Annotated in this window: 14 protein-coding genes and 2 pseudogenes; 6 read left to right on the forward strand and 10 right to left on the reverse strand. The window is 72.2% G+C overall.

Annotation, left to right across the window (positions count from 1 at the left end):
- Positions 1 to 57: 57 nt before the first annotated feature.
- Positions 58 to 444, reverse strand: coding sequence for an ATP-binding protein (locus tag ACIOKD_RS14680; protein WP_402082994.1), 387 nt, complete (start codon positions 442 to 444; stop codon positions 58 to 60).
- A gap of 28 nt (positions 445 to 472) precedes the next feature.
- Here ACIOKD_RS14680 and ACIOKD_RS14685 point away from each other — a divergent pair.
- Positions 473 to 595, forward strand: a pseudogene (locus tag ACIOKD_RS14685) (transcriptional regulator); the annotation flags it as partial.
- Entirely contained in the window at positions 592 to 774 is a 183-nt protein-coding gene (locus ACIOKD_RS14690) for a DUF397 domain-containing protein (protein ID WP_402082997.1), read from the forward strand. The pseudogene ACIOKD_RS14685 and the gene ACIOKD_RS14690, both read left to right, overlap by 4 nt.
- 11 nt (positions 775 to 785) lie before the next feature.
- On the opposite strand, the gene ACIOKD_RS14695 is transcribed toward ACIOKD_RS14690, so the two are convergent.
- Positions 786 to 983: a hypothetical protein gene (locus tag ACIOKD_RS14695; protein WP_402083000.1), complete on the reverse strand. Its 198-nt coding sequence runs from the start codon at positions 981 to 983 to the stop codon at positions 786 to 788.
- Positions 984 to 1,017: 34 nt separating this feature from the next.
- Here ACIOKD_RS14695 and ACIOKD_RS14700 point away from each other — a divergent pair, with 34 nt between their 5' ends.
- From ACIOKD_RS14700 to sigJ, 3 genes are read left to right on the forward strand one after another with little or no spacing between them, the layout of a single operon-like run.
- A complete protein-coding gene (locus ACIOKD_RS14700) occupies positions 1,018 to 1,464 on the forward strand; it encodes a hypothetical protein (RefSeq protein ID WP_402083003.1) in 447 nt (148 codons plus the stop codon).
- A complete protein-coding gene (locus ACIOKD_RS14705) occupies positions 1,461 to 2,228 on the forward strand; it encodes an SDR family oxidoreductase (protein WP_402083006.1) in 768 nt (255 codons plus the stop codon). Before ACIOKD_RS14700 ends, ACIOKD_RS14705 begins: the two co-directional genes overlap by 4 nt.
- Positions 2,229 to 2,278: 50 nt before the next feature.
- Entirely contained in the window at positions 2,279 to 3,190 is a 912-nt protein-coding gene (gene sigJ / locus ACIOKD_RS14710) for an RNA polymerase sigma factor SigJ (RefSeq protein WP_402083536.1), read from the forward strand.
- An 11-nt stretch (positions 3,191 to 3,201) separates the two neighbouring features.
- Here sigJ and ACIOKD_RS14715 read toward each other — a convergent pair whose 3' ends face one another.
- The 3 genes from ACIOKD_RS14715 to ACIOKD_RS14725 all read right to left on the reverse strand — a co-directional run bounded on the left by ACIOKD_RS14715 (position 3,202) and on the right by ACIOKD_RS14725 (position 7,476).
- Positions 3,202 to 3,777, reverse strand: coding sequence for a hypothetical protein (locus ACIOKD_RS14715; RefSeq protein ID WP_402083009.1), 576 nt, complete (start codon positions 3,775 to 3,777; stop codon positions 3,202 to 3,204).
- Between the two features lie 155 nt (positions 3,778 to 3,932).
- A complete protein-coding gene (locus ACIOKD_RS14720; RefSeq protein ID WP_402083012.1) occupies positions 3,933 to 6,518 on the reverse strand; it encodes a bifunctional FO biosynthesis protein CofGH in 2,586 nt (861 codons plus the stop codon).
- Between the two features lie 112 nt (positions 6,519 to 6,630).
- A complete protein-coding gene (locus tag ACIOKD_RS14725) occupies positions 6,631 to 7,476 on the reverse strand; it encodes an LLM class F420-dependent oxidoreductase (protein ID WP_402083014.1) in 846 nt (281 codons plus the stop codon).
- A 223-nt stretch (positions 7,477 to 7,699) separates the two neighbouring features.
- Here ACIOKD_RS14725 and ACIOKD_RS14730 point away from each other — a divergent pair, with 223 nt between their 5' ends.
- Positions 7,700 to 9,253: a CehA/McbA family metallohydrolase gene (locus ACIOKD_RS14730; RefSeq protein WP_402083539.1), complete on the forward strand. Its 1,554-nt coding sequence runs from the start codon at positions 7,700 to 7,702 to the stop codon at positions 9,251 to 9,253.
- Between the two features lie 58 nt (positions 9,254 to 9,311).
- On the opposite strand, the gene ACIOKD_RS14735 is transcribed toward ACIOKD_RS14730, so the two are convergent.
- The 5 genes and pseudogenes from ACIOKD_RS14735 to ACIOKD_RS14755 form a co-directional block, all read right to left on the reverse strand.
- Positions 9,312 to 11,108, reverse strand: coding sequence for a protein kinase (locus ACIOKD_RS14735; protein ID WP_402083017.1), 1,797 nt, complete (start codon positions 11,106 to 11,108; stop codon positions 9,312 to 9,314).
- Positions 11,109 to 11,289: 181 nt separating this feature from the next.
- Positions 11,290 to 11,471: pseudogene (locus tag ACIOKD_RS14740) on the reverse strand (hypothetical protein); the annotation flags it as partial.
- Positions 11,472 to 11,765: 294 nt separating this feature from the next.
- Positions 11,766 to 12,521, reverse strand: coding sequence for a TetR/AcrR family transcriptional regulator (locus tag ACIOKD_RS14745; RefSeq protein WP_402083020.1), 756 nt, complete (start codon positions 12,519 to 12,521; stop codon positions 11,766 to 11,768).
- Positions 12,518 to 12,928 (reverse strand): SDR family NAD(P)-dependent oxidoreductase, encoded by a 411-nt coding sequence (locus ACIOKD_RS14750; protein ID WP_402083022.1) that lies wholly within the window; start codon positions 12,926 to 12,928, stop codon positions 12,518 to 12,520. The genes ACIOKD_RS14745 and ACIOKD_RS14750 overlap by 4 nt, the downstream gene beginning before the upstream one ends.
- A gap of 48 nt (positions 12,929 to 12,976) precedes the next feature.
- Positions 12,977 to 13,747, reverse strand: coding sequence for an SDR family oxidoreductase (locus ACIOKD_RS14755; protein ID WP_402083024.1), 771 nt, complete (start codon positions 13,745 to 13,747; stop codon positions 12,977 to 12,979).
- Positions 13,748 to 13,834 lie beyond the last annotated feature (87 nt).

Genomic DNA, 13,834 nt, shown 5'->3' on the forward strand with positions numbered 1-13,834 from the left:
GGCCCAGGAGTTACGGTGGATGACGGACCGGACGGGGTGACGTCGACCGTCGCCGGGTCACCCGTGCGCGCGATCCGGCACCAGTTCGGCCCAGACCGTCTTGCGGCCCGGACCCGGGCCGTCCGTCACGCCCCAGCGGTCCGCGTACGCCGCCACGAGCAGCAGGCCGCGGCCCGACTCCGCTCCGTCGTCGGCCGGTACCTGGATGCATGGGAGCCGGTCACCGCGGGCGTCGGTCACCGCGATGCGCAGCGTGCCGGTCCCGTCGAGGCCAAGCGCCGGTCCGAAGTCCCGGCCCGGTACGAGTCCGTGCGGCACGGCGTTGGCCGCGAGCTCGGCGACGACCTGCTCGGCGGCCCCGGAAGGCTCGCCCCAGTCGGCGAGTTGACGTTCCGTGAGCAGGCGGGCGAGGCGAGCGCCCCTGCGCGTGGCGGACAGCAGCACGGTGAAGTGCCGTACGGGGGCGACGGTTCGAGTGATCAGCGATCCCCGGGACGTCCAGATCCTGGAGATGCGCTATGGAATGATCCGTGCGCAGGCTCTCTCGCCTCGGGAGTCACTGACCTTCATCGAGAAAGTTCTGGGAGAGACATGACCGCCCTTGTGTGGTTCAAGAGCAGTTACAGCAGCAATGACGGCCCGGAGTGCGTCGAGGTCGCGATAGCCGCCCCGGACGCCACCGTCCACGTCCGCGACTCCAAGGACAAGGAAGGCGCGCGGATCGCCTTCGCGGACAGGCCATGGGCCGCCTTCGTGGAGGCTTACTCCAGGTAACGCGACCACCCTCACATCACGCGCAGGGACGGCAAGGATCTCCGCTTGACGCGCTTCCCTTGGCCCTTCCCTGGGTCCGTGACCTGTCGGCGGACGAGTTGCGGCTGTTCGTCGCCGAGCTCATCGACACCACGTACGGCGCGGCCCTGCCGGACGAGGACCACGGCGAGGTGACCCTGTGCCCCGAACAGCGGGTTCGCCCTGCTCACCTCACAATGTGCGGCGCCATTTCGTCATACGGGTATGAACACGAAAATCCGGTACGCCTGCCTCGGGTTTCTGGGTGTGACCGCGCTGTACACCGGGGTCTGGGCCTACTTCGCGCCGCGGGGGTGGCACGCGAGTTTTCCCGGGTTCGGGATGAGCTGGCTGCCGCAACTGGGGCCCTACAACGAACATCTCGCCAAGGACGCCGGGGCCATGTTCCTGGCGCTGGCGGCGCTGACCACCGTCGCGGTCCGGTCCGTGCGCAACACCCGGCTCGTGCAGACGACCGGTGCCGCCTGGCTGGTCTTCAACGTGCTGCACCTCAGCTACCACATGCAGCACCTCGGCATGTACGGCACACGTGACCAGGTCCTTAATGTCATCGTGCTGTCGGCGCTGGTGCTGGCGTCGGCCGTTCTGCTCGTCCCCGTCCCCGTCCCCGTCCCCAAAAAGATCGCAGCGCGAAAGGAAGGTTCGTCATGAAGGTCGCGGTAGCCGGCGGGACCGGGCTCGTCGGGCGGTACGTCGTCGAAGAGCTGACGGCGGGCGGGCACGAGCCGGTGGTGCTCGCCAGGGCGCGGGGAGTCGACCTCCTCACCGGTGCGGGGCTGGACGCCGCGCTGGCCGGTGCGGAGGCCGTCGTCGACGTCAGCAATCTGCAGACCACCGGCGCCGGGAGATCCATCGCGTTCTTCGAGAAAGCCGGGCGGAACCTGTCCGGAAGCTGCGCCCGGGCCGGGGTGCGGCACCACGTCCTGCTGTCCATCGTCGGGATCGAGCGGGTTCCCTTCGGTTATTACCAGGGGAAGCTGCGCCAGGAAGAGGTCCTGGCGCAGGACGGGGAGGTGCCGTGGACCGTGCTGCGGGCCACCCAGTTCCACGAGTTCGCCCAGCAGGTCCTCGAACGGTTTCCGGGGCCGCTCGCCGTCGTGCCCCGGATGCGTACGCAGCCCGTGGCGGCCCGTGAGGTCGCCCGGCACCTCGTCGGGCTCGTCCTCGGGCCGCCGCAGGGCATGGCGCCCGAGCTGGCCGGGCCGCAGGTCGAGGAGATGACCGACATGGTCCGCCGGCTGCTGAAGGCCCAGGGGCGGCGTCGGCTCCTGCTGCCGGTGAAGCTGCCCGGAGCCACCGGCCGGGCCATGGCCGGAGGCGGCAACCTGCCGACCGGTCCCGGGCCCCGGGGCACCCGGACCTTCGACGCGTGGCTGGCCGGGAATGGCGTACACGACCCGGTCGAGGGAGGGTGAGCCGCTCCGTGTCCCCCTCGTCCGGTGAACCCAGCAGCCTCGGTTCCCTCATGGCCGAGCGGCGCCGGCTGCTCGGGCTCGGATACCGGATGCTCGGCGCGGTGCAGGACGCCGAGGACGTCGTACAGGAGACGTACGCCCGCTGGTACGCCCTGTCCGAGGCCGAGCAGCAGGCCATCGACGTGCCGATGGCCTGGCTGACCCGGGTCGCCTCGCGGATCTGCCTCGACCAGCTCGCCTCGGCGCGCGTGCGCCGCGAGCGCTACACCGGCGAGTGGCTGCCCGAGCCGGTCAGGGGCGTCACCTGGACCAGCACGGGCGGCGAGGACGGCGGCGATCCCGCCGACCGGATCACGCTCGACGAGTCCGTGAGCATGGGCATGCTCGTGGTCCTGGACTCGGTCACACCCGCCGAACGCGTCGCCTTCGTCCTCCACGACGTGTTCGGCGTGCCCTTCGCCGAGATCGCCGGGACGGTCGGCCGCTCCCCCGCGGCCTGTCGTCAGCTCGCGTCGTCCGCGCGGCGGCGCCTTGCGGAGCGGCGGCCGGTCGTGGTGACGGCGGCGGAGCACCGGCGGGTCGTCTCCGCGTTCCTCGACGCGTGCGGGACCGGTGACCTCGACACGCTCGTCGCGCTGCTCGACCCCGCGGTCGAGGCGCGCAGCGACGGCGGCGGCAAGGTGCGCGCCGCCCTCCGGCCGATCGTCGGCCCGGACAAGGTGGCCCGGTTCCTGCTCGGGCTTCTGCGCAAGGAGCCGGGGATGGAGGCCGTGGAGGCGGATGTCAACGGCGCTCCGGGGGTCGTCGTGCGCGTCGCCGGGGCGACCGTCGCCGTGGTCGGGGTGGGCGTCCGCGGCGGCCGGGTCGGCGACCTGTGGCTCGTCGTCAACCCGGACAAGCTGCGTGCGTGGACCGGCACCGGGACCGGCACCGGCACCGGCACGGACGTCGGTTCCGGCTGAGGGGCCGACGGTTACTTCACGACCGCGACCGTCGTCCCCGCCGTGCCGAACTTCCACACCGCGTCCCCGTCCGCCGCCTTCATCCGGACCCCGCCCGTCGTCGCGCCCGAGGCGGGCGGCGGCGGGGAGGAACCGTCGAGGGCGTTGGAGAAGGCGACGTTGACGCCGGACGCCACGGCGAAGTAGACGATGTTCTCGATCTCCACGCCGTCACTGCCGGTCGCGGCCTCGCGCCGGGTGCCGACCGTGTACGTACCGGGGTCCGGGCTCACCGTCCCCTGCCACACCTTGAACGTGCGCCGGGACGCGTCGCTCGCGTCGACCAGCCACACGCGCTTCTGCCCGAGGGAGTAGACGATCCGCCGTCCCGTCCCGGAGCCGTCCGGTACGGCGACCGGAGCGGACTCGTCGGGCGACGCGGAGGGCTTGGGACTCGCCGAGGAGCTGTTCGACTCCTTGCTCGCCGACGCGGTCGGCTGGGGCCCGTCCCCGGCCTTGACGGCCAGCACGGCCACCAGCACCAGGGCAGCCGCGGTCAGACCGGTGACCCAGGCCCACGAGGGAAGCCGTCGGGCAGGCACGGGCACGCATCTCCTCAGCTCTGGCTCACCCCGTCGGAGACACCCCGTCGGAGGTCCGATCATCCTACTCCGACGGGGAACTCCCTCCGGAACCGGCGGCCCCGCCGGCTCCGGAGAACGGCCCTCTGCTCCAGGACCTGCGCCAGGACCTACTCAAGGACCTACTCAAGGACCGGCAGCAGCTCGGGCAGGTGCCCGTCGGAGACCGCCGCGGCCCGCTGCCGCTCCTCCGGCACCTCCCCGTACAGCGTGGTCCGCGGCTTCGCCGGGCGGCCCGCCGCCTCCGCCACCGCGATCAGGTCCTTGACGGACTTGTACGAGCCGTAACTCGACCCCGCCATACGGGAGATGGTCTCCTCCATCAGCGTTCCGCCGAGGTCGTTGGCGCCGGAGCGCAGCATCTCGGCCGCGCCCTCCGTGCCCAGCTTCACCCAGCTGGTCTGGATGTTGGGGATGTGGGGGTGCAGGAGGAGCCGGGCCATCGCGATCACCGCGCGGTTGTCGCGGGTCGTCGGTCCTGGCCGGGCGATCCCCGCCAGGTACACCGGCGCGTTCGTGTGGATGAAGGGAAGCGTCACGAACTCCGTGAAGCCGCCGGTCTGTTGCTGGATGCGGGAGAGCGTACGGAAGTGGCCGAGCCAGTGGCGGGGCTGGTCCACATGCCCGTACATCATCGTCGAGGACGAGCGGATGCCGAGTTCGTGGGCCGTGGTGACGACCTCGATCCAGGTCGCCGTCGGGAGTTTGCCCTTGGTGAGGACCCAGCGGACCTCGTCGTCCAGGATCTCCGCGGCGGTGCCGGGGATGGAGTCGAGGCCCGCCTCCTTCGCGGCGGTCAGCCACTCGCGGATGGACATACCCGTACGGGTGGCGCCGTTGACGACCTCCATCGGCGAGAACGCGTGGACGTGCATCCCGGGGACGCGTTCCTTCACCGCCCGCGCGATGTCGAAGTACGCGGTGCCGGGCAGGTCCGGGTGGATGCCGCCCTGCATGCAGACCTCGACCGCCCCGACGTCCCAGGCCTGCGCGGCACGGTCGGCGACCTGGTCGAGGGAGAGCGTGTAGGCGTCCGCGTCGGTGCGGCGCTGGGCGAAGGCGCAGAAACGGCAGCCGGTGTAGCAGACGTTGGTGAAGTTGATGTTCCGCGTGACGATGTACGTGACGTCGTCGCCGACGGCCGACTTCCGGACGTCGTCGGCGATCCGGCAGAGCGCGTCCAGCGCGGGACCGTCCGCGTGCAGCAGGGCGAGGGCCTCGTCGTCGGTCAGCCGGGTCGGGTCGTCGGCCGCGGTGGCGAGGGCCCCCCGCACGTCCGTGTCGATCCTCGACGGGACCATCCCGGGCGCCGCGGCCTCCCGCAGCGCGTCCCAGTCGCCGTACACGTGGTCGTAGTCCTCGCGCCGGTCGGAGGTGCGCCCCTCGGTGTCGATGGACGCGTGCAGATCCGTACGCCCCGACGACGTGAACGCCTCCTCGGGCTCCTGCCACGGGTGGCCCTCCACGACCGCGTCCGGCACGGCGAGCCCGGTCTGCGGGTCGGCGAGCGCCCGTACGTGCGGCAGCAGCCGCGGGTCCAGCCACGGCTCGCCGCGCTGCACGAACTCCGGGTAGACGCACAGCCGTTCGCGGAGCGTGAAGCCCGCTTCCGCCGACTGCTCGCGCAGCAGGTCGATCTGCGGCCAGGGGCGCTCGGGGTTGACATGGTCGATGGTCAGCGGCGAGACCCCGCCCCAGTCGTCGATCCCGGCGCCGATCAGCCGCGCGTACTCGGAGTCGACCAGGTTGGGCGGTGCCTGGAGGCAGGCGGCGGGGCCCATGATGTGCCGGGCCACCGCGACCGTCGCGATCAGCTCGTCCAGTTCGGCGTCCGGCATCCCGCGCATCGCCGTGTCCGGCTTGGCGCGGAAGTTCTGGATGATCAGCTCCTGGATGCCGTGGTAGGCCCGGGAGACGCGGCGCAGCGCGAAGAGGGAGTCCGCGCGCTCCTCGTAGGTCTCGCCGATGCCGATCAGCAGTCCGCTGGTGAAGGGGACGGAGGAACGGCCCGCGTCCTCCAGGACCCGCAGCCGGACCGCGGGCTCCTTGTCCGGGGAGCCGTGGTGCGGGCCGCCCGGCTCGGACCACAGCCGGGTCGCGGTGGTCTCCAGCATCATGCCCATGCTCGGCGCGACGGGCTTGAGCCGCTGGAAGTCGGTCCACGACATGACACCGGGGTTGAGGTGCGGCAGCAGGCCCGTCTCCTCCAGGATGCGGATGGAGATGGCCCGTACGTACGCGATCGTGTCGTCGTAGCCGTGCGCGTCGAGCCACTCGCGGGCCTCGGGCCAGCGGTCCTCGGGCTTGTCGCCGAGGGTGATCAGGGCTTCCTTGCAGCCCGCCGCGGCACCCTTGCGGGCGATGTCGAGCACCTCGTCGGGGGACATGAACATGCCGTGACCGGCCCGGCGCAGCTTGCCCGGGACGGTGACGAACGTGCAGTAGTGGCATTTGTCCCGGCACAGCCGGGTGAGCGGGATGAAGACGCTCTTCGAGTACGTGATCACGCCGGGGCGGCCCGCCGCCGCCAGGCCCGCGTCACGCACCCGCGCGGCGGACGCGGTCAGGTCGTCCAGGTCGGCGGCGCGCGCCTGGAGCAGCACGGCGGCCTCGGTGACGTCGAGGGCGACGCCGTCGCGGGCGCGTTTGAGGGCACGGCGCATGGCGTTCTCGGTGGGCCCGGTTCCGGAGGTCGCGGAAGTCGTCATCCTTCGAGCATACGATCGCAGTGATCAGGCACTACCGGTGTGCCGCGTCACAAACGGCACACCGGCGGCGGCCTGCTGCAAGCCCTCCCGCAAGTCCCCCTACACGTCCCCCCTACAAGTAGGGCGCGAACTCGTCCAGTACCCGCAGGACTTCCCCCTCGCCGGCCGGCGGCAGCTGGAGGACGACCTCCTCGATGCCGAGGTCCGCGTAGTGCGCGAGTTTTCCGGCGCCGGGCAGTACGGCGTACGGCACGACCTGGAGGGTGTCGGCGTCACGGCCCGCCTCGGCCCAGGCGGTCCGCAGCACGGGCAGCGACTCGGTGAGGCCCCGGCCGCCGATGGGCAGCCAGCCGTCCGCGTACTCGGCGATGTGCGAGAAGAGCTTGGGCCCGGCCGCTCCCCCGATGAGCGTGCGCGGACCGACGAGGGGCCCGCGCGGCTTCCGGACGGGCTTGGGGTACGCGTGGCTGGCCCGTACGGAGTCGAACCGGCCCTCGTACGCGGTCGGTTCGGGCGACCACAGGGCCCGCATCAACGCCATCCGGTCCCGGCCCAGCTCCCGCCTCGTACGCCACTCGACGCCGTGGTCGGCGGCCTCCTCGACGTTCCAGCCGAAGCCGACGCCGAGGGTGAAGCGGCCCCCGGAGAGGTGGTCGAGGGTCGCGATCTGCTTGGCGAGGTCGATCGGGTCGTGCTGGGCGACCAGGGTGATGCCGGTGCCGAGCGCGAGGGCCTCGGTGACGGCCGCCGCCTGGCCGAGGGCGACGAAGGGGTCGAGGGTACGGCCGTACTCGGGTGGCAGTTCACCGCCCGCCGGGTACGGAGTGGTCCGTTCCACGGGGATGTGCGTGTGTTCGGGCAGATAGAGCCCGGCGAAGCCGCGTTGCTCCAGTTCACGGGCGAGCCGGGTCGGAGTGATCGTCTCGTCGGTGAGGAAGATCGTCACGGAGATGCGCATCCCACATCTCTACCGGCACACGGTCCAGGTGTCCATACCGACCAGTCGGCATTCACAACCGCTCGCGTTCACATCCCGTCGTACGAGTGGTCCGTTCCCGAAAGCTGCCGATCCCCTTCCCTTGCCCCGCGGTTCACGGCTGAATACGAGAATTGCCGGTACCAGAATTGCCGGTACCACCCCTGCACCGCCCATGCACTCACGAGACCTGGGAGCAGCAGACATGTGCGAGGACGACCACCACGGCGTCGGCAGACGCGCCCTGTTCGTGACGGGGGCCGCCGCCGCTCTCACGTCGGGAAGCGTGAGCTTTCCGAGCGAAGCGGCCGACGCGGCCCAGGCCTCCGAGACCCGGACCGTCCGCGGCACCCTGCCCACCGGCTCGCCGGACTTCGTCTATCTGCCCGTCGAAGTCCCGTCCGGGGTACGGGAGATCAGGGTCGCGTACACCTACGAGCGGCCCCCCGTCCCGGCGGGCACCGCGGGCAACGCGCTCGACATCGGCGTCTTCGACCAGCACGGCACCGAGCTGGGCGGACGGGGCTTCCGGGGCTGGTCGGGCGGCGCGCGCACGGAGTTCTTCATCCGCGCGGACGACGCGACCCCCGGCTACCTCCCGGGCCCGGTCCGCGAGGGCACCTGGCACATCGCGCTGGGCCCCTACACCGTCGCCCCGCAGGGACTCGCGTACGAGGTCACCATCACGCTGACGTACGGCGAGCCGGGCGAGACGCTGAAGCCGGTGTACCCGCCGTCGCGGGCCAGGGGGCGCGGCCGGGCCTGGTACCGGGGCGACTGCCATCTGCACTCCTGGTACTCGGACGGCCGCCGCACCCCGGCCGAGATCGCGGCCCTCGCGCGCGCGGCGGGCCTCGACTTCATCAACTCGTCCGACCACAACACGCACTCCGCGCACGCCCACTGGGCCGACCAGGCGGGCCCCCACCCGGACGGCGAGCTGCTGATCCTGCTGGGCGAGGAGGTGACGACGAGGAACGGTCACGTCGTCGCGCTCGGCACGGACCCGGGCACGTTCGTCGACTGGCGCTACCGGGCCCGCGACAACCGCTTCGGCAAGTACGCGCGCCGGATCCGCCGGGCGGGCGGTCTGGTCGTCCCCGCCCATCCGCACGCCACCTGCGTCGGCTGCAACTGGAAGTTCGGCTTCGGCGAGGCGGACGCGGTCGAGGTGTGGAACGGCGCGTACGGACCCGACGACGAGGTGTCGCTGGCCGACTGGGACGGCATGCTGGTGGCTTCGGTGCGGGAGGGCCGGGGCGACGCGGAGAGCGGGAGGGGCCGGGACTGGATTCCGGCGATGGGCAACAGTGACGCCCACCGCGATCCCGACCCGGTCGGCACCCCGCAGACGGTCGTCCTCGCCGACGAACTGTCCCGCGAGGCGATCCAGGAGGGCATCCGCGCCGGCCGTTCGTACGTGGCCGAGTCGAAGGCGGTGTCGCTGTCGTTCTCGGCGACCGGCCCGAAGGGTGAACACGCGGACATCGGCGGCCGGTTGAGGGTGGACCGCGACGACCCGGTCACCGTCCGCCTGGAGGTCTCGGGCACACCCCGCTGCACGGTCCGTCTCGTCACCGACCAGGGCGTCCTGCACACCAGCGCCGTCCTGCCGGTGGCGGGCTCCGGCACGGTGGAGTGGCGTACGACGGCCCAGTACGCGGCGTACGTACGCGCGGAGGTTCGGCACGAGGCGGCGGCGGGGCCGTTGCCGGGGGCCCTGGCGGCGTTCACGAACCCGGTCTTCCTGGGCCGGTAGGGCGCTGGTTCGCCGGGTCGGCAGGGCCGGGCCGCGGGATTGCCCGGCCCTGCCGTGGTCAGGCGGTCCCGGTGCCCCGGGCCTCCTCGATGCGGGTCTGCTGCATGGAGGTGAGCCGCCTGACGAAGAAGACGGCCACCACGGCGCTCAGGACTCCGGCACAGGCGGCGATCTGCGTGTCGATGATGTCGGCCATGGCCCCGGAGGCGGTCTCGGTGCCGTACCAGTCGCTGAAGAAGCTGTTCGCGTACGCCAGGACGTAGACGATCCAGCACCACCACCAGGTGTGCATCAGCCAGCGCCCGGCGCCCCGGGCCCGCCCCGCCGTCGCCGTCCAGATGTCGTTGGTCATCTGCTTGGGCATGAAGAGGTTGACGAGCGGGATGAACCAGGCGCCGGCCGCCATGCTGGGCGCGAAGCGCAGGCGCACCGGCGCGAAGGCGTCGGCGTTGTTGCGCATGCGCTGGAACCAGAGCGGCCACATGACCAGCAGGGCCAGGCCGACCGCCGATTCGAGGAGATCCAGCGCGTCCGTCGCGAGGGTCAGCATCCCGTAGTCCTGGATGGCATCGGGGGCGGCCGCACCGTCCTGCGCGTCGAGCCGGAGATAGGTCTCACCCAGTACGGCACCCCGGATCAGCAGGGGCAGCGTGTAGAGGCCGAGCAGGAGGGACAGCCACACGCCGAGGCCGCGGGCCGGGCGGATCGGCGGGCGCGGCGAGAAGTAGTGCGGCGAGGGCTGCAGGCTGCCGGGCGGGGGACTGCCCACGTGGAGGCTGCCCGGCGGAGGGCTCTGCTGCCAGGGGGGCGGGGACGGGTTGTGGGCCGGGTCGTACGGGACGGGCGGTCCGAAACCCTGCATCGGGGCGGGTGCCGGGGCCTGCGCGGCTCCGGCCGCCGTGGCCTGTCCGGCGAGCGCGTGGCTCTGCAGGCGCTGCGGGCTCTGCGGGTCCTCGCTGTTGAGGAGTTGCACGGCGTGGCGGCCCAGCTCGGCCAGCACCTCGCCCGGCAGCCATGCGCCGCCGGTGTCCTCCATGCTCTCCATGCGCGCCAACAGCGTCTCCAGCGAGGGCCGTTGGGACGGGTCCTTCGCGAGACACCAGGCGATCAGCTGGTCCCACGGAGCGGGCACCCCCGCCAGGTCCGGTTCCTCGCTCGCGATCCGGTAGAGCAGCGAGTGGATCCCGCCCTCACCGGTGCCGAACGGCAGCTTGCCCGACGCGGTGTACGCGAGTACGGCGCCGAGGCAGAAGATGTCACTCGCGTACGTCACCCGCTCCCCGCGCACCTGCTCGGGCGACATGAAGCCGGGCGAGCCCACGACGGCACCCGTCATCGTCAGCCCGTCGGTGGACTGCATGGCCGGATCGAGGGCGCGGGCGATACCGAAGTCGATGACGCGGGGGCCGTCGATCGTCACCAGGACGTTGGACGGCTTGAGGTCGCGGTGCACGAGCCCGGCGCCGTGGATGGCCTGGAGCGCGCGTACGAGTCCGATGCCCAGGGCCCGCACGGAGTTCGGGGGCAGTGGGCCGTACTGCTTGTCCACCACCTCGGCGAGGGAGGGCCCGGCGACGTAGCCGGTGGCCACCCATGGGGTCGCCGCCTCCGTGTCGGCGTCCAGGACGGGGGCCGTCCACTCGCCGCCGACCCGCTGGGCGGCCTTCACCTCCTGCGCGAAGCGCCGCCTGAAGTCGGGTTTGCGGGCCAGCTGCTCCTGGACGACCTTGACCGCGACCGTACGGCCGCGGTCGGAGCGGGCCAGGTACACCCGCCCCATGCCGCCCTCGCCGAGTCTGCCGAGCAGTCGGTAATTGCCTATCCAGCCCGGATCGTCCGGGGCCAACCCGTCCATGCGTACGTCCTCTATCCCCGAAACCCCGCCGAATCGCCGCCGCATCACCGCCGACGCCTTCGCAGCGAGGATAGGAGATGGGACGGCAGTGGCGCGCGTGAACCCTGGGTCTGTCGGCAGTACTGTCCCCGGCGGGCCGGCGCCGTGTCTACTTCGGGTCCTGCTTCGGGTGGCTGGGTCAGGCGGCGCAGGCGGTGGCGTTCCGGGGCATCCCGGCGGTAAGCGGATACGCCTTGCGCCTACGCGCAACCCCTGCCTCGTACAGGGCGGTTGTGTGCTCGGGTGCGGGCGGAACGTCGCCTGCCGCAGAACATCGCCGTTCAGCTCGGGCGGGTTGGCGCCGGGCCACGGGACCGCGGCCCTGACGGCCGTATCCCCCGGGCGGGAGGGGGTGGGCCGCGGACCCTGGGTCTCCCCGGGCCCGTGATCCCGGACGGCGCGGACACCCCCTCCCACGATGGCGGGTCCCGCCCGTGTCCGGTACGGACTCCGGGGTTCCCGCGGCATGCCGCCTCCCACGACCCGGCGGTCACCGAGGGCGCCATGCGCCTCTCGGCCCGCTACCCGCTCCTCCCCGACGATGCGGTACGCCGATGAGGCCGGGGAACGGACACGGGTACGCGTACAGGGACGGGTGCTGGTACGGCGGCTTCGGCTTCAGGCCGTGTTCGACAGGCGGTCCAGCCACTCCGTGAGCAGGGCGCCCTCGGCCCGGCTGAGGGCCGGGGGCGGGGACTGGCGCAGGAGGGCGTTCAGGTGGGCGGCCGTGGAGGGGACACGGGGCTCGGACGGTTCCTGCGCCTGCTCCTGCTCCTGCTCCTGCGTCCCGGTCGTCGTCGCCATCACGTCCGGGGTGAACACCGTCGCGTGGACCGCGTCCCGGACCCGGCGCGACAGCGACTCGTCCGTGAACGTGGCCGGGCGGGCGACCAGCATCAGGGCCACGCCGACGTTCGCGGACATGATCATCTGGGCCGCCAGCTCTGGAGCCAGACACAACGTGCCCTGTGCCGCCGCCCGTTGCAGGTCGGTTGTGAGGATGCGGTGGGCCTCCAGGGCAGCCGCCGGGGGCGTACGCATGGCAGGCGAGTGCATGAGGCGGAACAGGTTCGGGTTCGCCCGCGCGAACTCGACGTGAGTGGTCCAGCCGTCCCGCAGGTCCTCGACCGGGTCCGTACCGGGGGGCCGGTCCCGCTTGGCCGCGAGGTACTTGTCCCAGCCGTGGTCCACGACCGCCGACAGGAGGCCCTCCTTGTCCCCGAAGTGGCGGTAGAGGGCGGGGGCGCCGACGCCGGCCCCCTCGCACACGGCCCTGGTCGACACGTCCCCGTCGGGGGACTGGGCGACCAGGGCCGCCGCCACTTCGAGAATGCGCGCTTTCGTACTCACGGCCGTGACGCTATCCGAGCTCATACGGCGGGCCGCGAGGAGGCTGAGGACGGCGGGGAGGCCGAGGACCGCGCGGAGGCCGGGGAGGGCCGCGGGGCGAGCAGGTCGTCCAGGCCGATGCGCGTCAGGAACTCCGCGCGGATGCGGTCCGCGACCCGGCTGACCTCCTCCGACCCCGGGGTGAAGGCTTCGGCGGGGCCGGTCGCCAGGTGGCCCGCGTTGTGGACGACCACGTCCAGCGCGCCGGCCCCGGCCAGGATCGTGGCGACTGCGGCGTCCGCGGACTCCTGGGAGAGGACGTCCAACTCGACCGTGCGCAGGTCGACCTCGTGCTCCGCCGCGTACACCGTGTGCCCGGCGTCGGCCGGCGCCCGCGCGGCGAGCGCGCCGAAACCGGAACCCGCCCCGGTGATGACGATCGTCTTGCCCATGACGGAACTCCTCGAAGAAGGGAGAGGGGAGGAGAGGGGGAGGCGTGGTTACGCGATGCCGCCGTTGGCGCGGACCACCTGGCCGTTGACCCAGCGGCCGTCCGGGCCCGCCAGGAAGGACACGACACCGGCGATGTCACCCGGCGTACCGAGGCGCTCCAGCGGCGGCTGGGCGGCCATCCGCGCGATGGTCTCGTCGTCCTTGCCGTCCAGGAACAGGGAGGTGGCGGTCGGACCGGGGGCCACCGCGTTGACCGTGACGTCCCGGCCGCGCAGCTCGCGGGCCAGGATCAGGGTCATGGCCTCGACGGCGCCCTTGGTGGCCGCGTACCCGGCGTAGCCGGGGAGGGCGAGCGCCAGCACGGTGCTGGAGAAGTTGAGGATGGCGCCGCCCTCGCGCAGCCGGCGCGCGGCCTGCTGGTCGACGACGAACGTGCCGCGGATGTTGGTGCGGTGCATGCGGTCCAGGGCGTCGAGGTCGGTGTCGACGAGCGGGGCCAGGGTCATGACACCGGCCGCGTGGACGACGACGTCGATCCCGCCGTACGTCGACTCGGCGGCGTCGAAGAGTGCCGCGACCTCGGTCTCGTCGGCCACGTCGGCCTGGAAGGCGAACGCCCGGCCGCCCGCCTCGGTGATCGCGCCGACGGCCTTGTCGGCCTCGGCCTGGTTGCCCGCGAAGTTCACGACTACGGCGAATCCGTCGGCCGCCAGCCGCTCCGCGCTCTCCCGGCCGATCCCCCGGGAGCCGCCGGTGACGATCGCGACGCGGGTGCTGGTGCTGGTGCTGGTCGTCCCGGTGCCGGCTTGCTCGGTCATGACGATGCTCCTCGTCTCGACGGGTGACGCTGCTCGCATCCCGATGAGAGCAACGCTAACACCAATACCGTATCGCCGCTACCCTTC

The sequence above is a fragment of the Streptomyces sp. NPDC087844 genome, assembly GCF_044742785.1.
In the GTDB taxonomy this organism is placed as follows: domain Bacteria; phylum Actinomycetota; class Actinomycetes; order Streptomycetales; family Streptomycetaceae; genus Streptomyces.